Here is a 21,200-nt window from a genome sequence, read left to right as displayed (position 1 = left end):
CTCTTACTCGGCCTTGACGACCTGCATGCGGCCGGTCGCCGTACGGGCGGAGTATTGCGGACGGTACATGTCCTCCACCTGCGCGGCCGGATGATCGTAGGTTCCGGGGGTGACGGCGCGCACGACATAGGCAAGCGTCACCTCGCGGGTGTCGCCCCCGCTGCGGTTGAAGGCAGCCACGAAGCGGTCATAGCGGAACTCCGTATGCGCCGGCTCAACTTCGCCGACCCAGTCGAAATTCGCCAGTTTCGCGCTGTCGACGAGGCTCGGATTGTCGATCTCGAAGCCGGCCGGCAGCAGGTCCGTGATGATGATGCGCGACGGCCAGTCGTTGCTCTCCGTCACCTTCAGCACCACGACGTAACGCTCGTTTTGGGTCGCCTCGGAGACGTTCGCCTCCTCGCCGTCGAGCGTGTAATAGGTGCGCTCGATGGCAAAGCCGTCGCCGCCGGCGGGCAACGGATCGACCGGCGCCGCGACGGTGGTGAGCACGGCCGAGACCGGCTCGCCGGTGCGGTTGGCGACCGTCAGCGGGTTTTCGAGCAGGGCCTTGCCGGTCATCTGCGCGGCATAGCCGCCATCGCGGGCGACGCCGTTGATTTCAAGCTTCAGGTCCTTGTCGGCATCCTTCACGGAACGCGCGGCGAGCAGCATCCAGGTCTGTTCCTGCGTGCTGGTCCAGCGCTTTTCTTCCCATTGCTTGGCGACGATCTTCGTGAGCTGTGGAATGATATCCGGAACCGGACGGGCTTCGGCAGCAAGCGCCAGAACGGCGGCCCCGTCACGCAGCGACGAACCATAGTCGTTGCGCGAAAGGCTGGCGTTCAGGATGCTGTCGCGCGACAGGCCGAGTGCATTCGAGAAGATCGTCATCGAACGCTGGGCATCGCCATAGAGGCCGAGGGCCGCGGCAAGATGGGCGCGCGACAGCGGCGATGAGAACTCCGAGAGCTTCGTGTCGGCATAATAGCGCAGGTCGCTGATCGCGGCCTTGCGGTTGCGGGCGAGCACGTAGAGCGCATAGGCGATCTCGTTGCCCTGGTTGGTGACATTCACGTCGTAGGAGATGGCGTTCTGCAGGTTGGAGAGCGCCTGCAGCATGGCTTGCTCCGGCACATCGAACTTCTGCTCGCGAGCCCGCGTCAGGAAGTCGGTGACGAAGGAATCGAGCCAGAGATCGCCGTAACCCGGACCCCAGAGGCCGAAGCTGCCGGAGGACGACTGATAGGCGAGCACGCGGTAGATCGCATCCTGCACGCGCTTCTGCGTCTCCGTGTCCTCCGGCAGGCCGGATTGCTTGGAGAGTTCGCTGAGATAGAGCAGCGGTAGCGCCCGGCTCGTCGTCTGCTCGGCGCAGCCATAGGGGTAGCGGTCGAGCGCCATCAGCAGCGCCGGGATGTCGAAGGCGGCTGCGCGCGAGACGCTGAGGCTGACGGAGGCGCCGGCAAGCTGGCTGTCGGCCAGCAACTGGTCGTCGATCGTCAGGCTGCCGTTTGCGGCGATCTCGATCGGCCGGCGCGTGGTGATCGGCATGGCGGCCGGGCGCACCGGAATGTTGAGCGCCTGTTCGAGCGACATGCCCGCACCGTTCGAGAGCTTCACGGTGACGACGCCGTCGCCGACCTCGCCGCCGATCAGCGGCAGGGTGAGCGCGGACTTTGCGCCGGGTTCGAGCCGCAGCGTCTGGCCGGCCCCGGTCTGCTCGACCATGACGGAGGCGTTGTGCGTGATCTCGACCGTGTAGTCGCCGGCCGGCGCATCCGTGTTGGCGATGTCCAGCCTCAGGTCGGCGCGGTCCCCGGGGGAGAGGAACTTCGGCAGGCTGGCGGTCACGACGACCGGGTCGCGGATGATGACGTCCTTCGTGGCGCTGCCGACACCGGTCTTCGTCCATGCGACGGCCATGAGGCGGGCTGTGCCGTTGAACTGCGGAATGTCGAAGCTGACCTTGGCCTTGCCTTCGGCATCGAGCTTCACTGGACCGGAGAAGAAGGCGACGAGCTTTTCGGTCGGCGGATTGCCTTGCAGCGCGCCTTCGCCGCCGTCGCCGCCGGTGCGCAGCCGCCCGGTTGCGCCGAGCGAGCCGTCGATCAGGCGGCCGTAGAGGTCGCGGATTTCCATGCCGAGGCGGCGCTGGCCAAAGTACCAGCCGGCCGGATCGGGCGCTTCATAGCGGGTGAGGTTGAGGATACCGACGTCGACGGCGGCAACCGTGACATAGGCGTCCTCGTTGGCGCCCGCACCGGCGACCTGAAGCGAAATGTCGAGCGCCTGGCGCGGCAGCGTCTTTTCCGGCACGTCGAGCGCGACGTTGAGCTTGCGCTCCGCGGGGTCGACCTTCAGCCAGGTGATGCCAATCGCGCGCATCGGCATGCGGCTTTCACGGTCCGCACCGGGACGGAACAACGTCGCGGTGACGTAGGAGCCGGGGCCCCATTCCTTGGTGATCGGGATGTCCACCTCGCCGCCCTCGGCGCCGATGGCGGCGGTCTGGGTGGCGATCAGGCTTTCGGCGCCGATGGTGATGAGGACCTGGCCGGCATGGCGCGGCGAGATCTTCAGCTTTGCGGTATCACCGACCGCGTAGTTTTCCTTGTCGAGCGAGATTTCCAGCGCGTCGGGCGTTTCCGTCGAGGTGGCGGCGACGTACCAGCCGGCATCGAATTCAATGCTGGTGGCCGGGCCGTCCGGCTCGGCGCTTTCAACTTCCAGGCGGTAGCGGCCCCAGGTGACGGGAACCGAGATCTGGCCGCCATCCACTGTGGCATCGACAGTGCCGTTCGCCAGCTGCTTGGTCGAAAGCACCGGCTCATAACGCCACGAGCTGCCGTCGCGATACCATTGGTAGTTCCGCTCGACGGCGAGCAGCTTCCAGGGCATGCCCTGCATCGCCTGCTTGGCGCCGTCGGCACCAACAGCGATGACGTTGAAATTCGCGACGCTGTTTTCCGTAAGCTCGTCCTTGAACTCCGGCTTGACGCCGATCATCGGGCCGGTCGCCTTGACCGGCAGGGTGAGCGAACGCTCGACGGCGCGCCCGCCGGCTTCCGTCATGCGCAGCGTCACGAGCGCTTCGAGGCGCTGCGTCGTCGCGGGCAGGTCGGTGACATTGACGTCGAAGGTCGCCTTGCCGTCGTCGTCGAGCACGTCGAGGCCTTCCAGCGCCGTGCTGCTGGCCTCGATCGCCTCTTCATCGGCCAGACCGAAGACATAATCGGGATAGGCGGTGTCCGCGCGCGTCGGCTTCAGCGTGACATCGCCCTCGATTTCCAGGCCAGCACCGGGCGCGCCGTAGAGATAGCGGCCTTCGACGGAGACTTCTGCCGGAACGCCGGTCTCGATGGCCTTGGCCTCGCTCGTCATGTCGAATTCGATGCGATCCGGCACGAAGTCATCGACGAGGAACTGCTTTTCGCCGATCGCCGTACCCTTCGGGTCGGTATAGACCTGCATGGTCCAGGTGCCGCGCATGCTGTTTGCCTGCAAGGGCAGGTCGACGGCATGGCCGCCGAGGGCCGCGCCATCGCTGACGATGCGGCGGTCTTCCACGCCGTCCGGCCGGTTGAAGACGAAGGTGAGCGGCAGTTTCTCGACGGCGTTCGCCTCGATGTCGCGGGCAAGGGCCGTCGCATGCACCGTCTCGCCGGCGCGGTAGATGCCGCGTTCGGTCCAGGCGAGCACGTCGACCGCGCCCGGTGCCGGGCGGCCGGTGACGCCGCGGTCGGAGAGGTCGAAGCCGGCGCGCGTCATGTCGAGGAACACGAAGTCCGAATCGCCCTTCTTCGCAAGGATCACGGCGGGCGTCATGGCGGCGGTGCCGCGCATCAAGCCGGCGGTGAAGGTCGCGCGGCCGTCCGCATCGGTCGTCGCGGTGCCGAGCACCTCGTTGTTCTTGGCGATCAGCTGGAGTTCGACGCCGTCGATCGGCGCTGCACTGTCCAGCGAGCGGGCGAAGACGTTGAGGCCGTCCGTGCCGGCATAGGTGGTGAGGCCGACGTCGGAGACGACGAACCACTGGGTGGCCTTCGCCTCCCATTCGTTGGTGCGGCCGTTCGAGGCGGCGGCGGTCAACACGTAGACGCCGGGCTTGCGCTCCGGCAGGGCCTCGTCGACCGGGAAGCTGGTGACGACGTCCTTGTTGAGCTCTGGCGAGATGTCGATCTTGCCCTGCCATACGAGCTGGCCGCTCTGGCTTTCGATGCGTTCGGCCGAATAGCCGTCGAGCTGCGTCAGGAACTGGCTGTCGGCGAGCAGCGAGGCGATGGCGCGGTCGCCCACGCGGTAGAGCTTCAGGTCGGCGCTGTCGGTGTTGACCGAGACGATCGGGATGCCGCGGCGCGCGCTGCCCGGCAGCACGAAGCTGTCGCCGGTGAAGCGCACCATGGAGGCGCGGTCCTGCACGTAGATGTCGAGGTCGACCATGGATGCCAGCGGCTCGTCGACGGCGGACGGCAGGCCGGGGCGGAAGGCGATCTTGTAGCGCTGGCCATGGGTCAGGCCCTCGACGCAGATCTGCCGGTCCTTGGCTTCCACGGCCTTGGGTGCGGCGCCATCCAGCGTGACGAAGGAGGCGTAGTCGGCACCCGACTTGACGAGCGGCTCGGAGAATTCGACGCAGGCGCGCGGCGTAGCACTATCCGAATCGATCGTGTGGTTGACGATGCGGAAACCCTGGCGCGCGCGAAGCCCCAGATAGGCCGAGCGCACCGCGACGTCGTCCTTCAGGTCCAGGCTCGCCTTGTAGGCGTTGATGCCGGCGCGGTAGTTGCTCGACTTGTCGAGCGTATCGGCAAGCACGGCGAGCGCGCGGGCGCGGGTCTCGGTCGTGCGCGAAAGCTCATAGGCGTTGATGGCGGCGAGCGCGCCCTGGCTGGCGAGATAGCTGTTGTTGAAGGCGCGCGCCATCGACTCGGCCGTCTCCATCCAGAGATAGTAGTCGTCCGGCGCGAGCGACAGGGCGCCCCTGAAGGCGGTCAGCGCGTAGTCGAAGCGGCCGGACGCCGTCTCGATGCGGCCGAGCGAGGCGAGGCTTTCAACACCCTGACCCTGCTGGTCGGCGGCAAGCGACAGGCCGTTGCGGAAGGAGCGGGCGTCGCTCATCATATATTCTGTAATGAACGGCAGGGCGGCCGGCGCGCCGATATCGGCAGCCGTGTCCGCCTTGACGATCTTGCCGGCAATCGCGCCCTGGAAGGGGTTGAGCTGGTTGAAATCGCTCTTCAGGAAGCACCATTTCACCTTGGGATTGTAGGTGAAGGCGCGGCAGGAAAGGTCGTCGACGCAATCCGCCTTGCACTGGTCCAGCGTCACGTCCTGCACGGTGCGCAGGTCGAAGCCGAAATAATCGCGGTTTTCAGTCGTTACGACGGTGCGCGTCTCCTGGGCGCTGGCGGGAAGGGGAGGGGAGGCCACGGCCATAAGAAGAAGTGCCGAGAAACCGAAGAATGCGCGCATAGACATCAAGTCCTCCTCAAGCAATTCCAGTAAAAGTGCAAAACGCGGTTTTGCGTCCGGAATTGCGTAAAAACCAAGCGTTAGGGCGTTTGCGCGATTCGAAGAAAAGCGGAAATGCTCTAACGCTGCCCGTCTCGTTGCCGCCGCCACTGTCCAGACCCGGGATCGGCTTGTCAATCGAAAGACAGGACGCGTCGGGGAGGCCGGAAGGGGGTGGCGCATGGAACCAGGGGGAAGACGTTTCAGATCTGCCGTTCAATCGCCGGAAATGCGAAAATTTTTGGCCCTCCGCGCGTTAACCTTTTGTTAACCATATGCGCGCAGACTTGTTTTCATCGACGGGCATTCCTCTGTCATACCGCTGTAATAGCGGCTCGGTAGAACCTCGTCAGACACGAAAGTCGTGTTTCGCACAGCAGTGACCACGGATGTACTGGCACCGCGCGAAACACTTCCCCGGCCAGGTCGGGATGAGGAAGCGGGGGGATAACCCTCGCTTTTTTCATTTCCGGCGCGCCCTCGCGCCGGCTTCGCGCTGGACCCTTCCCGACGTTTGGCCTACCCATGACGCCTTGAGAGCATTTCCGCTTTTCTCCGAAACGCGAAAATGCTCTATCTTCTTGTTTTTACGCAATTCCGGGCGCAAAACCGCTATGCACTTTTGCTGGAATTGCTCCAGGGCGGCTGTCCGTCGTCTCTCATTCCCTGTTTTCCGGACGGTTTCATGTCGGATGTCGCCCTCAATGTCTTGCCCATCTTCGCGCTGATCCTGATCGGCTGGGTGCTCGTGCGCACCCGCTATCTGCGGGAGGAGCTGGGCGAGGGGCTCGGCGAATTCGTCTTCCGCGTGGCGGTTCCGGTGCTGCTGTTTCGCACCATCGCCGAGGCGGATTTCGCCGGCGAATCGCCGCTGCGCATCTGGCTCGCCTATTTCGCCGGCGTCGCCGTCACCTGGACGATCGCCCATCTGGTGGCGACGCTCGGCTTCAAGCGCGACCGGCGCATCGGCGTGCTCGCCGGCGTCTCCTCTGCCTTCGCCAACACGGTCTTCATCGGCCTTCCGCTCGTCTCGCGCATCGTGGGTGAGGACGGGCTGGTGGCGATCTCCGTGCTGCTCTCCGTGCACCTGCCGGTCATGATGATCGCCGGCACGGTGCTGATGGAGCGTGCGGAGCGCAAGAGCGGAACGCGCGAGCCGCAGCGTTTCGGCGCCCTGCTGCTCGGCATCGGCAAGAGCCTCGTGCGCAATCCGCTGGTCATCGGCCTTGCGGCCGGCGCGCTGTTCCATGTCGGCGGCGTGCCGCTCGCGGGGCCGGTCAAGGTGGTGGTCGACCAGCTCGCCGCGACGGCGGCACCGGCAGCCCTCGTCTCGATCGGCATGGCACTCAACAAGTACAAGGTCGGCGGCAATGCCGGCATCGCGCTCGCCATGACCAGCCTCAAGCTCGTATTGTTGCCGGGCTGCGTCTATGTTGCCTGCCGGCTCTTGGGCCTCAGTCCGGAATGGACGGCCGCGATGGTGCTGACCTCCTCGGTGCCGACGGGCGTCAATGCCTGGCTGCTCGCCAACCATTTCGGCGTCGGTCATGCGCTCGCCTCCTCGACCATCACCATGACGACGGCGCTCGGCGTCTTCACCGTCTCCTTCTGGGCCTGGCTTCTCACCTGAAGGCAACAAAAAACCCGGCGCGAAGGCCGGGTTTTGTCGTCTTGGATGCGGGCCGCTTTTATTGAGCCGGCTTTTCCGTGGTGCCTTCGGTGGTCGTGCCTTCGGCCGGTGCCGTCCCTTCGGTCGTCGTCGTGGTGGCAGCGCCGCCATCCGCCGGGGCTGCGCCCTCGGTGGTCGTCGCCGCGCCATCGGCGGGCGCTGCACCTTCGGTGGTGGTTGCACCCTCGGTCGTGGCGGCAGCACCTTCGTTCGACGCGGTCGGCAGGGCGGCCGGGCTGTCGGAAAGCGTGCGCAGGTAGGCAATCAGGTTGGCGCGCTCGTCGTTCTTCTTGAGACCGGCAAAGCCCATGGCGGTGCCCGGAACGTGCTTCTTCGGTGCTTCGAGGAAGAAGTTCAGGTGGTCATAGTCCCACACGACCTTGTGGCCTTCGGAGAAGGTCGTCATGCCGGCGGAATAGCTGAAGCCTTCATGCGAGGCGATCGGGCGGTTCACGATGTCCCAGAGACCGGGTCCGACCTTGTTCGGTCCGCCCTTCTCTGGGGTGTGACAGCTCGCACATTTCTTGAAGACGGTTTCGCCGGCGCCGGCATCGGCAGTGGCGAGCAGGGTCGCGATCGGAACAGCTGCGGGGGCGTCGCCGCCCGCTTCCTCGCCGCCGGTCTCCTCGGCCACGATGGCAAAACCTTCCTTCTCGGGGTGCGCCGAGTGGAAAATGCCTTCAGAAGCGATCGACACGGACATCAGTACGAAGACGGTGCCCAATAGGGCACCCACGCCCATGTTCACATAAGAGTTCATCCAAACGCTCCCCTAGGAACCAGCGGACATGCGCCGGCCAGTCTTGAAATCGCGCGGAACCTATGTCTTTTGCTGCTTCGTTGCAACAGTGATTGTAGCCCCCGCACTGAGACGTTTTGACACTTTTCCCGGGGGTTTTGAAGGGCCTGAGATGAAACCCGCCAATTTTGACACGACCCTCGTCCTCATTCCGGCGCGCATGGCCTCGACGCGGCTTCCGGGCAAGCCGCTGGCCGATATTGCCGGCCTGCCGATGATCGTCCAGGTGGCCCGCCGGGCGGCCGCGGCCGATGTGGGCCGTGTCGTCGTGGCCGTCGATCATACGGATATTTTTGACGCTGTCGTGGCAGCGGGCTTCGAGGCGGTGATGACCCGGGTCGATCACCAGTCCGGCTCCGACCGCATCTACGAGGCGCTGACCAAGAGCGACCCGGAGGGCCGCGCCGAGATCATCATCAACGTGCAGGGCGATCTGCCGACGATCGACCCGGAAACGATCCGCGCCGCCCTTCGCCCGCTGGAAAACGCCTCGACCGACATCGCCACGCTGACGACCGAGATCAGCGACGAGGAAGAGAAGACCAATCCGAACGTCGTGAAGATCGTCGGCTCGCCGCTCAGCGACAGCCGGCTGCGCGCCCTTTATTTCACGCGCGCGACGGCGCCGCACGGCAAGGGGCCGCTCTACCATCACATTGGTCTCTATGCGTATCGCCGCAAGGCGCTCGAAGCCTTCGTCGCACTGAAGCCGTCGACGCTGGAAAAGCGCGAATCGCTGGAGCAGTTGCGGGCGCTTGAAGCGGGCATGCGCATCGATGCCGAGATCGTCGACACCGTGCCGCTTGGCGTCGATACCCCGGCCGACCTCGAAAAAGCCCGCGCCATCCTCGCGGCCAACCCAGTCTGAGGCGAACCGTCATGATCATGAAGACCAACAAGATCGCCTTCCAGGGCGAGTTCGGCGCCAATTCGGACATGGCGAGCCGCGACATGTTCCCCAACATGGAGCCGCTGCCCTGCCAGACCTTTGAGGACGCCTTTCTCGCCGTGGAAAACGGCGATGCGGACCTCGGCATGATCCCGATCGAGAACACGATCGCCGGCCGCGTCGCCGATATCCATCATCTCCTGCCGGAATCGCGCCTGCATATCGTCGGCGAATATTTCATGCCGATCCGCTTCCAGCTGATGGTGCTGCCGGGCGTGACGAAGGACGAGATCCGCACGGTGCACAGCCATATCCATGCGCTCGGCCAGTGCCGCAAGATCGTCCGCCTCAACGGCTGGAAGCCGGTCATCGCCGGCGATACGGCCGGCGCGGCAAAGCTGGTGGCGGAAACCGGCGACCGCTCCATGGCGGCCCTTGCCCCGCGGCTTGCCGCCGATCTCTACGGCCTGTCGATCCTTCAGGAAAACGTCGAGGACACCGAAAGCAACATGACGCGTTTCGTCGTGCTGTCGCGCGACGAGAAGAAGGCGGAGCAGAGCGGCGACGACATCGTCGTCACCACCTTCGTCTTCAATGTGCGCAACATCCCGGCCGCCCTATACAAGGCGCTCGGCGGCTTTGCGACGAACGGCATCAACATGACGAAGCTCGAAAGCTACCAGATCGGCGGCAAGTTCATCGCCACGCAGTTCTATGCCGATATCGAAGGCCATCCGGACGAGCCGCATGTCCGCCAGGCGCTGGAGGAACTGCGCTTCTTCTCCGAAAAGGTCCGCATCCTCGGCACCTACCGGGCGCATCCGATGCGGAGTGCTTTCTAACCTTTCCAGTCGAGCCAGTCGCGCATCAGCCGGTGCGCGATGGCACCCTTCGGCGGAGGCGTGGTGGAACCGGGGGCGACGCCCGAGGAGGCGCTGCGCTCGATCATCGCCGCGGTCTCCTCGCGGGTGAACCAGCGGCAATCTTCCAGTTCCTTGTCGTCGCGGTGGATCTCGAAGGAGATCGCCTCGCCGTAGCAGCCGATCATCAGCGAATGTGGCATCGGCCAGGGCTGCGAGGCGTGGTAGCGCACGCGGCCGACCTTGATGCCGGATTCCTCGAATGTTTCGCGGCGCACCGTGTGCTCGATCGTCTCGCCCGGCTCCAGGAAACCGGCCAGGCACGAATACATGCCCTCCGGAAAATGCGGCGAGCGGCCGAGCAGGCAAAGGTCGCGCTCGATATCGATGACCAGCATGATCGCGACCGGATCGGTGCGCGGGAAGATCGTGTGACTGCACGCCTCGCAGACCCGGCGATAGCCGCCGATTTCCGAGCGCGTCGGCGAGCCGCACTTGCCGCAGAAGCGGTTGTTGCCGTTCCAGGTCATCAGGCTGGAGGCCTGCGCGAACTGGCCGAGCAGGTCGTCGTCGAGCATCTGCTGGCGATAGAGCGTGCGCCCGTCCGTGGCCTTCAGCGGCTCCTGCAAGGCATCCGGATCGGCGCGCACGGGGATCGCCAGCCGCGGCTCGCCGTTCTTCAGATAGCCGAGAAGGATGGATTCCTCCGGGATCGGGTCGAGTTCGGCAAGCTCGTAGGGCGCAAACAGCGGGTCGATGATCTTCTCGTCATGCTTGACGACGAGCTTGCCACCGGCCAGCGCAAAGGCATGCACGGTCTCGGCCTTGAAGGCCTGTTCCAGGCAGTCCGGCGCGCGGTGCTCCGACTGGCGGTCGAGGCTGTTTTCCGCAAAGGCGACCATGGTGCTCGGTTCGGGATGCGGGCGGTAGAGATCGAAAAGCGATGGCTTCATGGCGAGAGCGCGTCCAGGATCTTGGCTGCAAAGGCCTTGGTGTCGTCGGCCGAGCGGGGTTCGGCGGTGCCGTAACCCCAGACGGGGCCGGGCCAGTTCGGGTCACCTTCGCTGCGCGCGATGACATGGACGTGAAGCTGGCGCACGATATTGCCGAGGGCGCCCGTATTGATCTTCGTCGCCCCGGTTGCGGCCTTCAGCGCCTCGGCGACCAGCGTCGTCTCGAAGGCGAGCATGGTCTGGTCGAGCGGCGTCAGGTCGAAAATCTCGCTGACATCCGGGCGCTGCGGCACCAGCACCAGCCAGGGCCAGCGGCCATCCTTCATCAGGCGCAGTTCGCACAGGCCGATCTTCGTCAGGAGATCGCTGTCGCGCGCCAGCCGTTCATCGGGTCGAAATTCGCTCACGGGGGCCTCCGGCATGCTTGTTATGAGCAACTCCAGCAAAAGGGCGCTGCGGTTTTGCATCCGGAATTGCGATCATGGAAGAGAGTCATGCCATGGCATCGAAATTCCCCCAATAGTTTTTTGTCGCTCGCGCTTGCATTCGGTTGGAATATTGCCGATATGGGGGACGGGAGGTTGGTGGTGGACGAGCCACTCGCCAACCGGGTCAGGTCCGGAAGGAAGCAGCCCCAACGAGCCCGGCACGGGTCATCGTGCCAGCCTCCCACCTTACCGTCCTGCTTCTGGCCGTCCTGTCGGGACAGACATTTGATTAACGGCAGGGTCGATGAGCGACGACATCAAAAATCCGTCCAGCGAAAAACCCGCCGCCTACCGGGTGCTCGCGCGCAAATACCGCCCCAAGGATTTCTCCGACCTGATGGTCGGCCAGGAACCGATGGTCCGCACGCTGACCAACGCGTTCGAGACCGGGCGCATCGCGCAGGCCTATATGCTGACGGGCGTTCGCGGCGTCGGCAAGACGACGACTGCCCGCATCCTCGCCCGCGCGCTGAATTACAAGACCCCCGAGATCGACCGCCCGACGATCGACCTTCGCGTGCCCGGCGAACATTGCCAGGCCATCATGGAAGGCCGCCATGTCGATGTCATCGAGATGGACGCCGCCTCCCATACCGGCATCGACGATATCCGCGAGATCATCGAGCAGGTGCGCTACCGCCCGGTTTCGGCGCGTTATAAAGTCTACATCATCGACGAAGTGCACATGCTCTCCACGCAGGCCTTCAACGGCCTGTTGAAGACGCTGGAAGAGCCGCCGGAGCACGTCAAGTTCATCTTCGCGACGACGGAAATCCGCAAGGTGCCGATCACGGTGCTGTCGCGCTGCCAGCGCTTCGACCTTCGCCGCATCGATGCCTCCGATCTCGTCGGCCTCTTCACCACCATTCTCGGCAAGGAAGGCGTCGAGGCCGAGGCCGATGCGCTCGCCATGATCGCGCGTGCCGCCGAGGGTTCCGCCCGTGACGGCCTCTCGCTCCTCGACCAGGCGATCGCGCATGGCGGTGGGCGTGTCGAGGTGGATGCCGTGCGCTCCATGCTCGGCCTTGCCGACCGTGCCCGCATCGTCGATCTCTTCGAGCATATCGTGAAGGGCGACGCGGCTTCCGCCCTTGCCGAATTCGCCGCGCAATACGAAGCCGGTGCGAGCCCGCCGGTCGTGCTGACGGACCTTGCCGATTTCACCCATCTCGTCACCCGCATGAAATATGTGCCCGACGCCACCGGCGACCAGTCGCTGAGCGAGATCGAGCGGGTGCGCGGCGTCGAGTTCGCCAATTCCATCGCGGTCACCGCGCTGTCGCGCATGTGGCAGATGCTGTTGAAGGGTATTCCGGAAACGGAATCCTCCAGTCGCCCGGCCGGTGCCGCCGAGATGGTCATCATCCGCCTGGCACATGCCGCAAACCTGCCCTCGCCGGAAGATGCCGCCCGCCGCCTCGCCGAGTTTTCCGGCAGCGAGGGTTCTCGCGCGCCGCAATCCGGCGGTTATAGCGGCAACGGCGGCCAGCCGACGTCGCAGGCCGCTTCCGTTTCGGCCATCTCACGGCAGCCGGACGCCCCGGCCCAGCGCGCCCAGTCGGGTGGCGCGACCGTGACCATGTTGCGCCCCGTGCCGCAGGCCGATCCCGCGCCCGAGCCGGTCGGCCGCATCGAGCCCGTACCGGCCGAGCAGCCGGCGGCGGTGCCGCTGGTGCCGGTCAAGTCGCTCTCGGATGTCGCCGATCTCTGCACCAAGAACCGCGACATCCGGCTGCGCGCGCTCGTGCGCGCCTTCGTGCGTCCGGTCAGCGTCGAGGCCGGGCGGCTGGAAATCAGCCTTGCCAATGATGCGCCGAAATCGCTGGTGCCCGACCTCCAGAACCGCTTGCAGGAATGGACCGGCGCGCGCTGGATGGTGATCCTGTCGCGCGAGGCCGGCGGCCCGACCCTGTCGGAAGCCGAATCCCAGGCGCAGGAGGCGCGCGTCGCCGATGCGCGCCAGGACCCGGACGTGGCGGCGATCCTGCAGCGCTTTCCGGGCGCCAAGATCACCGACGTGCGCATCAAGGTGCAGGAAACGGAAGACGAGCCGGAGACCATCGAGGTCGCGGCCGTTGCGGAATCCGCCGAGGGCGACATCCTGCCCGGCGACGATATCGAAACCTGACAGTCAATAAAAAGAGGAGAGACCGATGCGCGACATCATGGGCATGATGGGCAAGGTCAAGGAAATGCAGGCCAAGATGGAGAAGATGCAGGAGGAGATCGCGGCGCTCGAAGTCGCCGGCACCTCCGGCGGCGGCCTCGTCTCGGTCACGCTCGACGGCAAGGGCAACCTCAAGGGCCTGAAGGTCGATCCGTCGCTCTTCAAGGAAGACGACGTCGAGATCCTCGAAGACCTGATCGTCGCCGCCCACAAGGACGCCAAGGACAAGGCCGAGGCGCTGACCGCCGAGAAGACCAAGGCGCTGACCGCCGGCCTGCCGATCCCGCCCGGCTTCAAACTGCCGTTCTGATTCTATAAGGTCGGGTTTTTCGAGGAGGATTTTCGATGAGCCTGATGACCCTGCTTGTCTTTGCCGGCGCGCTGATGATGGCGGCGGGCTCGCCCGGTCCGAGCATCGCGGCGCTGGTTGCCCGTGTTCTGTCGCGTGGCGCCAGGGACGTCTTTCCCTTCCTCGCCGCCATGTGGATCGGCGAGGGCATCTGGCTCACCTGCGCCGTGCTCGGCCTCGCCGCGATTGCCGAGACCTTCCACGCCGCCTTCGTCGCCATCAAATGGTTTGGCGTCGCCTACCTGCTCTACCTCGCCTGGAAAATGTGGTTAGCCCCGACCGATGCGGACGAAGCGGCACTTCCCGAGGCGCGTTCCGGCCTGAAACTGTTCTTCGCCGGGCTGACGGTGACGCTCGGCAATCCGAAGATCATGATGTTCTACGTGGCGCTGCTGCCGGCGATCATCGATCTCGGCGCCGTCACGCTGGTCGGCTGGTTGGAACTGGTCGTGACGATGTTCGTCGTGCTGGTGGCAATCGACCTTGCCTGGGTGTTCCTTGCCTCCCGCGCCCGGCTCTTCCTCAAGAGCCCGCGCGCCGTGCGCATCGCCAACCGCGTCAGCGCCGGGACGATGGCGGGTGCGGCGGCGGCAATTGCCGCCCGCTGATCAGCCGGTCAGCGCGGCGCGCAGCTTGTCGTTGATGGGGGCCGCGAGGTAGCGCAGCCGGTCGTCCTCCGGCAGGTTCCGGCCATAGGTGCGCAGAAGCTCCGGCATCGAGACCGGCTCGCCGTCGAACGGCGTGTAGGTCACCGCGTCGCCCACCTGAACCACGCCGTCGCGCAGCACGCGGCAATAAAAGCCCGGCCGACCGGCCTGCATGAAGCGCTTGGCAAAACCCGGATCGCCCATGCGCGCGGTCAGCGTGTTGCAGGGAATGCGCGTGGAGGTCACCTCCATCAGCACGCTCTCCGTCTCGAACCGGTCGCCGACGGAGACCGCGCGGCTGTCGACGCCTTCGATGACGAGGTTTTCGCCGAAGGTTCCGGGCTCGATCGTCCGGCCGAGTTCCTTCGACCACCAGTCGAGATCGATCGAACCGAGGCCGTAGACCGCCTGTTCCGGCCCGCCATGGTGCTTCCTGTTGCAGATCGCATCGCCGAGCAGGCCTTCGCGGTCCACCATGATAGCCGCATCGGTCGGCGTCTTGAAAATGCCGGTCTTGTAGCTTTTGCCAGGGACCGGGCGGGCGACGCCCGTGCACACGGCGAGGATTTTGATCACGCGTCGAACTCCCGAGATTCCGTTTCCCCTGGATATGGGCTAGATACCGGCAATGGCAAAACGAGTCACCGGCCCCGAAATCGAAAAACTGATCCAGCTCCTGGCGAAAGTGCCGGGCCTCGGGCCGCGTTCGGCGCGCCGCGCCGCGCTGCATCTCGTCAAGAAGAAGGACCAGTTGCTTGGGCCGCTCGCCGACGCGATGGGCGAGGCGCATCGCAAGGTGCGCATCTGCTCGTGCTGCGGCAATGTCGATACCAGCGATCCCTGCACCGTCTGCACGGACGTGCGCCGCGACCACACGGTCATCATCGTCGTCGAGGACGTCTCCGATCTCTGGGCGCTGGAGCGCGCCGCGGCGATGAACGCTGCCTACCATGTGCTCGGCGGCACGCTCTCGCCGCTCGACGGCATCGGCCCCGACGACCTTAACATCCGCGGCCTCGTCGACCGTGTGGCAAAGGGCGGCGTGCGCGAACTCATCATCGCGGTCAACGCCACCGTCGAGGGCCAGACGACCGCCCACTATATCACCGACCAGCTCTCCGGCCTCGACGTGAAGATCACACGGCTCGCCCACGGCGTGCCGGTCGGCGGCGAGCTCGATTATCTCGACGAAGGAACATTGACGGCCGCTTTGCGCGCCCGCACGGCGATCTGAGGGAAGGGTTTCGATTATGATAGGTTGGCTCCTGCGGCTCACCCCCCTCTGCCCTGCCGGGCATCTCCCCCTCAAGGGGGGAGATCGGCTGGGGGCAAGGCGGTGCCACGATTCGATCTCCCCCCTTGAGGGGGAGATGCCCGGCAGGGCAGAGGGGGGTATTCGCGCCCGCTTCGCACCCATACTTGCACTGGCGCTCTTCGCCGCTGCCCTTCCCGCCTACGCCGCCTCCAAGGGCGAAGTCGAGACGATGTTCCGGGCCTGGATCGACAAGGACCTCTGGCCGGCCGCGCAAAAAACCGGGGTCAGCGAAAAGACCTTTCGCGCTGCGATGGAGGGCGTGACGCTCAATTGGGACCTGCCCGATCTCGTGCCGCCGGGCTCGAAGCCCAAGAAGGAACAGTCGCAGAGCCAGGCGGAATTCTCCTCGCCCGGCGCCTATTTCTCCGAAAAGCGCCTGCAAGGGCTGGCGGGGCGGGGCAGCAGCCTTGCGAAAACCCATGCCGCGACGCTCCGCAAGGTCGAGCAGCGCTTCGGCGTTCCGGGCGAGATCGTCGTCGCGATCTGGGGTCGCGAATCCGGCTTCGGCAGCGCGAAAATCCCCTATTCGGCGGTGGAGGTGCTCGCAACCAAGGCCTTCATGTCGACGCGCAAGGACATGTTCCGCAAGGAGCTCATCGCAGCCCTCCACATCGTCGATGGCGGCGACCGGACGGTGGCGCAGTTGAAGGGCTCCTGGGCCGGCGCACTCGGCCAGCCGCAGTTCATGCCGACGAGCTTCCTGCAATATGCCGTCGATTTCGATGGCGATGGCGTGCGCGACATCTGGGGCTCGGTGCCGGACAGCCTGGCGTCGATCGCCAACTACCTCGCCAAGAAGGGCTGGCAGGCCGGTCGCGGCTGGGGCTACGAGGTCACGATTCCGGCGGGCGTCTCCTGCGCGCAGGAGGGGCCGGATCTCGAAAAACCGATCTCGGCCTGGGCATCGACCGGCATCACGCGCATTTCCGGCAAGGGCTTTTCCTCCGGCGAGGCGAAGGCCTCCGGCATGATGCTGGTTCCGGCCGGCACGCATGGGCCGGAATTCATCGTCACGCCGAATTTCTATGTGCTCAAGGAATACAACAACTCCGACCTCTACGCCCTCTTCATCGGCAATCTCGCCGATCGCATCGCCTATGGCAGCGGTCCGTTCCGCGGCGAATGGGGCGATGTCGGCAAGATGTTGCGCTCGGATGTGCTGGCCATGCAGAAGGCGCTGGTCGCCAAGGGCTACGACGTCGGCAAGGTCGATGGCCTGCCGGGCTACAAGACGCGCCGCTCGCTCGGTGACTGGCAGGCCAAGGCCGGCCTCACGCCGACCTGTTATCCGGATGCCTCGCTGAAGACGAAACTCCGCTAGGAGCTAGTGAATTTCGACCTGCTGCTTGAACCGCTCGTATTCGTGCGGGATGATCGTCTGTCGCTCGATCATGCGGTGGACGCGGGGTGGCTCGGCGCCGCTGTGCAGCTGGTTCAGCTTCTCGCCGTTGGCGGCATCCGCATGGGTGCGGCGCTGGTTGTGGCGCACATATTCCACCCAGGTCGGCACATGGTAGGTCTCGGTCCAGACGGTCGGGTTTTCGAGATCTCGCATTAGCGCCCATTGCCCGGCGCCGTCGCGGATGCGGATGCGCCGCCGCTCGGTCATCGCCTCCAGGAAGTCCGGAATGTCGCCTTCAGCAATCTCGTAGTCGATCAGGATGACGATCGGACCGCTTCTCGGCTTCAGGTCTAGCGGCAGGTCCGGCTCGCTGAAGCGGTTGAGCGGGTCGACATTGAGGCTTTGCAATTCCGGCAGCGCGAAACGCAGGCCAAGCGCCGCACCGGCGATCATCACCACAGCGGAGGCCAGCAGCGCGGTCTGCGCCCCGTGCGTGTCCGCCGTCGTACCCCAGATCCAGCTTCCCGCTGCAATGCCGCCGAAGGTCGTCGTCTGGTAGAGCGAGAGCGCCCGGGCCACCACCCAGCGCGGCGTCGAAAGCTGCACGGTCGTGTTGAACAGCGAGAGCGCCATGACCCAGGAGCCACCGGCAACCAGCAGCACGGCGCCGGTCAGGAGAGCGGTGGTGCTGATGGCGGAAACGCTCGCGCTGACGGCAAAGCCGGTGAAGGCGAGGCGGGCGATGGTCTCGCTGGTGAAGCGTTCGCGCAGCCGCGCATTCATCAGCGCACCGCCGATGGCGCCGAGCCCGAAACAGCCGAGCAGCACGCCGTAGGTCAGCGGCCCGCCGGAGACGAGGTCGCGCGCAATCAGCGGCAGCAGCGAGAGGATGGAGCTGGTCGCGAGGCCGAAGGCAAAGCCGCGCAGGAGCACCTTGCCGATGTTCGGCGACATCGAGACATAGCGCAGGCCGGCCGAGATGGCGCGGATGAAATCCTCGCGCGGCAGGGTGCGCGGCGGAATGGCCGGCTTCCAGCGAAAGAGCACGAAGAGCAGGGCGAAGTAGCTCAGCACATTCGCCGCAAAGGCGGCGGCTGCTCCGGCCGCTGCGACGATCGCGCCGCCGATGGCGGGGCCGACGCTGCGGGTGAGGTTGAAGCCCATGCTGTTGAGCGAGACTGCGGCGGGCAGGTCCTCGCGCGGCACCATGTCGCCGACGGAGGCCTGCCAGGCGGGGTTGTTCAGCGCCGTGCCGCAGCCGAGCAGGAAGGTGAAGGTAAGCAGAAGCCAGGGCGTGATGACGCCGTACCAGGTACAGAGCGTCAGCGCGATCGCCACGGTCAGCATGAAACACTGGGCGGTCAGCATCAGCTTACGCCGGTCGAAATTGTCGGCGAGCGCGCCGGCGGCGACGGAGAAAAGCATGATCGGCAGCGAGGTCGAAGCCTGCACCAGTGCGACCATGTTGGCGGAAGACGAGATCGAGGCCATCATCCACGCCGCACCGACGGCCTGGATGAGCCCCCCGAAGTTGGAGACCAGGCTTGCCGCCCAGATCAGCCGAAAGGTTTCGTTCCGGAAGGGGGCAAGGGGGGATGTCCGGTCTGGCACGGGCAGGCACTCATTCTCGACGCAGCGTTACGAGCAATCTAGCCCATCGGGGGAATGCGGCAAGTCGAAGCCGGGCGAAAAACCGACCTCGGAAGCCGAACTTGCAATTGCGGGCGAGAGCGTCTATATCACCGTCAAATTCTTGATCGTCAGATGAAGAGTGGGCCCGCGAGGACCCGCTCTTTTTTATTGCCCCGATCGAGCGCATGATAACGACTATCCCGGGAGGGCATGTCATGAACGACACGACCCAGACAGAAAATGCGGCCGTCGAGCCGCGCCTGATCGTCGAGACCGGTCTCGACCGGCGCGTCGCCGAGATCATCGAGCCGAGCATCGAGCAGATCGGCTACCGGCTGGTGCGCGTTCGCCTTTCGGCACAGAACGGCGCGACCCTGCAGATCATGGCCGAGCGGCCGGACGGCACCATGACCGTCGAGGACTGCGAAAAGGTCTCGATGGCCGTCTCGCCGGTGCTCGACGTTGAGGATCCGATCGACAAGGCGTATCATCTCGAAGTGTCGTCGCCCGGCATCGACCGGCCGATGGTCCGCAAGTCGGATTTCACGCGCTGGCTCGGCCATTTGGTGAAGTGCGAGACGTCGATCCTCGTCGACAGCCGCAAGCGCTTCCGCGGCAAGATCGTCGCCGCCGACGAAAACGGTTTTACGCTGGAGCGGGACCAGCCCGCCTATGGCGAGGAGCCCTCGGTCGTCATCCCCTTCACGGCGCTTGCCGAGGGTAAGCTGATCCTGACCGACGACCTGATCCGCGACGCGCTGACCGCCGACAAGAAGGCGAAGGCCGCGCAGGCCGCGAACCAGAACGACGAAGTCGAAGACGACGAATGACTATGTGAGTGCGTTTTGCCCCCGACGCGGGCGAAACGGAGAGGACGGAACCGGAGGCTTCGCCCCGGCTTGATCATGGAGACCTGAGACAATGGCAGTCAGTGCGAACCGGCTTGAGCTTCTGCAGATCGCGGATGCCGTGGCCCGTGAAAAGGTCATCGACCGCGAGATCGTGCTTGCCGCGATGGCCGACGCCATCCAGAAGGCAGCCCGCTCGCGTTACGGCACGGAATCGAACATCCGCGCCGACATCAATTCCAAGACCGGCGAAATCCGCCTCCAGCGCCTGCTGGAAGTCGTCGAGAAGGCCGAGGATTATTCGACGCAGATCCCGCTGGAGCTTGCCCGCGACCGCAACCCGGACGCCAAGCTCGGCGACTTCATCGCCGATCCGCTGCCGCCGATGGATTTCGGCCGCATCGCCGCCCAGTCGGCCAAGCAGGTCATCGTGCAGAAGGTGCGCGAAGCCGAGCGTGACCGCCAGTTCGACGAATACAAGGATCGCATCGGCGAGATCGTCAACGGCACGGTCAAGCGCGTCGAATACGGCAACGTCATCGTCGATCTCGGCCGTGGCGAAGGCATCATCCGCCGCGACGAGATGATTCCGCGCGAAAACATGCGCTACGGCGACCGCGTTCGCGCCTTCGTCTACGACGTGCGCCGCGAGCAGCGCGGTCCGCAGATCTTCCTGTCGCGTACCCATCCGCAGTTCATGGTGAAGCTCTTCACCATGGAAGTGCCGGAAATCTACGACGGCATCATCCAGATCAAGTCCGTCGCCCGTGATCCGGGTTCGCGCGCCAAGATCGCCGTCATCTCGAACGATAGTTCGATCGATCCGGTCGGCGCCTGCGTCGGTATGCGCGGTTCGCGCGTTCAGGCGGTCGTCGGCGAGCTTCAGGGCGAGAAGATCGACATCATTCCGTGGAGCCAGGATCCGGCGTCCTTCATCGTCAACGCCCTTCAGCCGGCGGAAGTCGCCAAGGTCGTTCTGGATGAGGATGCGGAGCGCATCGAAGTGGTCGTGCCGGACGAGCAGCTTTCGCTCGCCATCGGCCGTCGCGGCCAGAACGTGCGCCTCGCCTCGCAGCTCACCGGCTGGGATATCGACATCCTGACGGAAGCCGAGGAGTCCGAGCGCCGCCAGAAGGAATTCAACGAGCGCACCAACCTGTTCATGGATTCGCTCGACGTCGACGAGATGGTCGGCCAGGTTCTGGCCTCCGAAGGCTTTGCCGCCGTCGAGGAACTGGCCTATGTCGATCTCGACGAAATTGCCTCGATCGACGGTTTCGACGAAGACACGGCCCAGGAAATCCAGACGCGTGCCCGCGAATATCTCGACCGCATCGAGGCCGAGATGGACGCCAAGCGCAAGGAACTCGGCGTTGCCGACGACCTGCGCCAGATCGACGGCATGACGGGCCAGATGCTCGTCGCGCTCGGCGAGGACGGCATCAAGACGATGGAAGACTTTGCGGGCTGCGCGGCTGACGATCTCGTCGGCTGGTCGGAGCGCAAGGACGGCGAGACGAAGAAGTTCGAGGGCCTGTTCTCGAAGCTCGAAGTCTCGCGCGCCGAAGCCGAAGCCATGGTCGTTCAGGCCCGCCTCGCGGTTGGCTGGATCACGGAAGAGGACCTGGCTACCGAAGAAGAACCGGTTGTCGAAGGCGGCGAGCAGGACGCCTGATCGGCGTCCCGCGCGCTGGAGACGCCGTTGGCCGAGCATTCCAGCAAAAGTGTATGAACGGTTTTGCGAACGGA

Annotated in this window: 16 protein-coding genes and 1 other RNA gene; 11 read left to right on the top strand and 6 right to left on the bottom strand. The window is 65.2% G+C overall.

The annotated features are described in order from the left end of the window. Positions 1-3 precede the first annotated feature (3 nt). Positions 4-5,454: an alpha-2-macroglobulin family protein gene (locus AC1RWL_RS14050; protein ID WP_493095307.1), complete on the bottom strand. Its 5,451-nt coding sequence runs from the start codon at positions 5,452-5,454 to the stop codon at positions 4-6. A gap of 724 nt (positions 5,455-6,178) precedes the next feature. On the opposite strand from AC1RWL_RS14050, the gene AC1RWL_RS14045 reads away from it, so the two are divergent. Continuing rightward, a complete protein-coding gene (locus tag AC1RWL_RS14045) occupies positions 6,179-7,123 on the top strand; it encodes an AEC family transporter (protein WP_435267512.1) in 945 nt (314 codons plus the stop codon). 58 nt (positions 7,124-7,181) lie between these two features. Here the strand turns inward: AC1RWL_RS14045 and AC1RWL_RS14040 are convergent, their stop codons facing one another. Then, complete coding sequence (locus tag AC1RWL_RS14040) at positions 7,182-7,922, bottom strand: c-type cytochrome (RefSeq protein ID WP_439629920.1); 741 nt, start codon at positions 7,920-7,922, stop codon at positions 7,182-7,184. A gap of 151 nt (positions 7,923-8,073) precedes the next feature. Between AC1RWL_RS14040 and AC1RWL_RS14035 the strand changes: the two genes are divergently transcribed. Both AC1RWL_RS14035 and AC1RWL_RS14030 read left to right on the top strand, forming a co-directional pair. Next, the gene (locus tag AC1RWL_RS14035; protein ID WP_256117855.1) at positions 8,074-8,829 is read left to right on the top strand and encodes a 3-deoxy-manno-octulosonate cytidylyltransferase; all 756 of its coding nucleotides are present in this window, start codon (positions 8,074-8,076) and stop codon (positions 8,827-8,829) included. 11 nt (positions 8,830-8,840) lie between these two features. After that, positions 8,841-9,692 (top strand): prephenate dehydratase, encoded by an 852-nt coding sequence (locus tag AC1RWL_RS14030; RefSeq protein ID WP_256117854.1) that lies wholly within the window; start codon positions 8,841-8,843, stop codon positions 9,690-9,692. Here the strand turns inward: AC1RWL_RS14030 and nudC are convergent. Both nudC and AC1RWL_RS14020 read right to left on the bottom strand, forming a co-directional pair. Continuing rightward, a complete protein-coding gene (gene nudC, locus AC1RWL_RS14025) occupies positions 9,689-10,663 on the bottom strand; it encodes an NAD(+) diphosphatase (protein WP_493095032.1) in 975 nt (324 codons plus the stop codon). The two genes, AC1RWL_RS14030 and nudC, sit on opposite strands and share 4 nt — an antisense overlap. Beyond that, entirely contained in the window at positions 10,660-11,085 is a 426-nt protein-coding gene (locus tag AC1RWL_RS14020; RefSeq protein ID WP_493095031.1) for an HIT domain-containing protein, read from the bottom strand. Before AC1RWL_RS14020 ends, nudC begins: the two co-directional genes overlap by 4 nt. Before the next feature lie 154 nt (positions 11,086-11,239). On the opposite strand from AC1RWL_RS14020, the gene ffs reads away from it, so the two are divergent. The 4 genes from ffs to AC1RWL_RS14000 all read left to right on the top strand — a co-directional run bounded on the left by ffs (position 11,240) and on the right by AC1RWL_RS14000 (position 14,275). Next, positions 11,240-11,336, top strand: an RNA gene (ffs, locus tag AC1RWL_RS14015) — signal recognition particle sRNA small type. 59 nt (positions 11,337-11,395) lie between these two features. Then, positions 11,396-13,279 carry a DNA polymerase III subunit gamma/tau gene (locus AC1RWL_RS14010; protein WP_493095030.1) on the top strand — a complete coding sequence of 628 codons (1,884 nt, stop codon included), beginning with the start codon at positions 11,396-11,398 and terminating at the stop codon, positions 13,277-13,279. 25 nt (positions 13,280-13,304) lie between these two features. Continuing rightward, positions 13,305-13,628: a YbaB/EbfC family nucleoid-associated protein gene (locus AC1RWL_RS14005; RefSeq protein ID WP_256117849.1), complete on the top strand. Its 324-nt coding sequence runs from the start codon at positions 13,305-13,307 to the stop codon at positions 13,626-13,628. Between the two features lie 35 nt (positions 13,629-13,663). Further along, a complete protein-coding gene (locus AC1RWL_RS14000) occupies positions 13,664-14,275 on the top strand; it encodes a LysE family translocator (RefSeq protein ID WP_493095029.1) in 612 nt (203 codons plus the stop codon). On the opposite strand, the gene AC1RWL_RS13995 is transcribed toward AC1RWL_RS14000, so the two are convergent. After that, the gene (locus AC1RWL_RS13995; protein ID WP_493095306.1) at positions 14,276-14,887 is read right to left on the bottom strand and encodes an MOSC domain-containing protein; all 612 of its coding nucleotides are present in this window, start codon (positions 14,885-14,887) and stop codon (positions 14,276-14,278) included. 55 nt (positions 14,888-14,942) lie between these two features. Here AC1RWL_RS13995 and recR point away from each other — a divergent pair, with 55 nt between their 5' ends. Both recR and AC1RWL_RS13985 read left to right on the top strand, forming a co-directional pair. Next, positions 14,943-15,548, top strand: a complete 606-nt coding sequence (gene recR / locus AC1RWL_RS13990) for a recombination mediator RecR (protein ID WP_439629928.1) — start codon at positions 14,943-14,945, stop codon at positions 15,546-15,548. A 136-nt stretch (positions 15,549-15,684) separates the two neighbouring features. Continuing rightward, positions 15,685-16,950: a lytic murein transglycosylase gene (locus AC1RWL_RS13985; protein ID WP_493095028.1), complete on the top strand. Its 1,266-nt coding sequence runs from the start codon at positions 15,685-15,687 to the stop codon at positions 16,948-16,950. Between the two features lie 3 nt (positions 16,951-16,953). Here the strand turns inward: AC1RWL_RS13985 and AC1RWL_RS13980 are convergent, their stop codons facing one another. After that, positions 16,954-18,582, bottom strand: coding sequence for an MFS transporter (locus AC1RWL_RS13980; RefSeq protein ID WP_493095027.1), 1,629 nt, complete (start codon positions 18,580-18,582; stop codon positions 16,954-16,956). Positions 18,583-18,818: 236 nt separating this feature from the next. Here AC1RWL_RS13980 and rimP point away from each other — a divergent pair, with 236 nt between their 5' ends. Next, positions 18,819-19,433, top strand: coding sequence for a ribosome maturation factor RimP (gene rimP, locus AC1RWL_RS13975; protein WP_256117843.1), 615 nt, complete (start codon positions 18,819-18,821; stop codon positions 19,431-19,433). Positions 19,434-19,524: 91 nt separating this feature from the next. Then, positions 19,525-21,126, top strand: a complete 1,602-nt coding sequence (gene nusA, locus AC1RWL_RS13970) for a transcription termination factor NusA (RefSeq protein ID WP_439614995.1) — start codon at positions 19,525-19,527, stop codon at positions 21,124-21,126. The last annotated feature ends 74 nt before the right edge of the window (positions 21,127-21,200 follow it).

The sequence above is a fragment of the Shinella sp. GW821-FHT10F02 genome, from assembly GCF_058809275.1.
Note: the sequence above shows the minus strand (reverse complement) of the source record. Positions and strands in the feature narration are given on the sequence as shown.

Bases quoted from the DNA above. Each gene is read 5' to 3' on its own strand.
- AC1RWL_RS14050 (WP_493095307.1), bottom strand. From the start codon at position 5,454: ATGCGCGCATTCTTCGGTTTCTCGGCACTTCTTCTTATGGCCGTGGCC.
- AC1RWL_RS14045 (WP_435267512.1), top strand. From the start codon at position 6,179: ATGTCGGATGTCGCCCTCAATGTCTTGCCCATCTTCGCGCTGATCCTG.
- AC1RWL_RS14040 (WP_439629920.1), bottom strand. From the start codon at position 7,922: ATGAACTCTTATGTGAACATGGGCGTGGGTGCCCTATTGGGCACCGTC.
- AC1RWL_RS14035 (WP_256117855.1), top strand. From the start codon at position 8,074: ATGAAACCCGCCAATTTTGACACGACCCTCGTCCTCATTCCGGCGCGC.
- AC1RWL_RS14030 (WP_256117854.1), top strand. From the start codon at position 8,841: ATGATCATGAAGACCAACAAGATCGCCTTCCAGGGCGAGTTCGGCGCC.
- nudC (WP_493095032.1), bottom strand. From the start codon at position 10,663: ATGAAGCCATCGCTTTTCGATCTCTACCGCCCGCATCCCGAACCGAGC.
- AC1RWL_RS14020 (WP_493095031.1), bottom strand. From the start codon at position 11,085: ATGCCGGAGGCCCCCGTGAGCGAATTTCGACCCGATGAACGGCTGGCG.
- AC1RWL_RS14010 (WP_493095030.1), top strand. From the start codon at position 11,396: ATGAGCGACGACATCAAAAATCCGTCCAGCGAAAAACCCGCCGCCTAC.
- AC1RWL_RS14005 (WP_256117849.1), top strand. From the start codon at position 13,305: ATGCGCGACATCATGGGCATGATGGGCAAGGTCAAGGAAATGCAGGCC.
- AC1RWL_RS14000 (WP_493095029.1), top strand. From the start codon at position 13,664: ATGAGCCTGATGACCCTGCTTGTCTTTGCCGGCGCGCTGATGATGGCG.
- recR (WP_439629928.1), top strand. From the start codon at position 14,943: ATGGCAAAACGAGTCACCGGCCCCGAAATCGAAAAACTGATCCAGCTC.
- AC1RWL_RS13985 (WP_493095028.1), top strand. From the start codon at position 15,685: ATGCCCGGCAGGGCAGAGGGGGGTATTCGCGCCCGCTTCGCACCCATA.
- rimP (WP_256117843.1), top strand. From the start codon at position 18,819: ATGAACGACACGACCCAGACAGAAAATGCGGCCGTCGAGCCGCGCCTG.
- nusA (WP_439614995.1), top strand. From the start codon at position 19,525: ATGGCAGTCAGTGCGAACCGGCTTGAGCTTCTGCAGATCGCGGATGCC.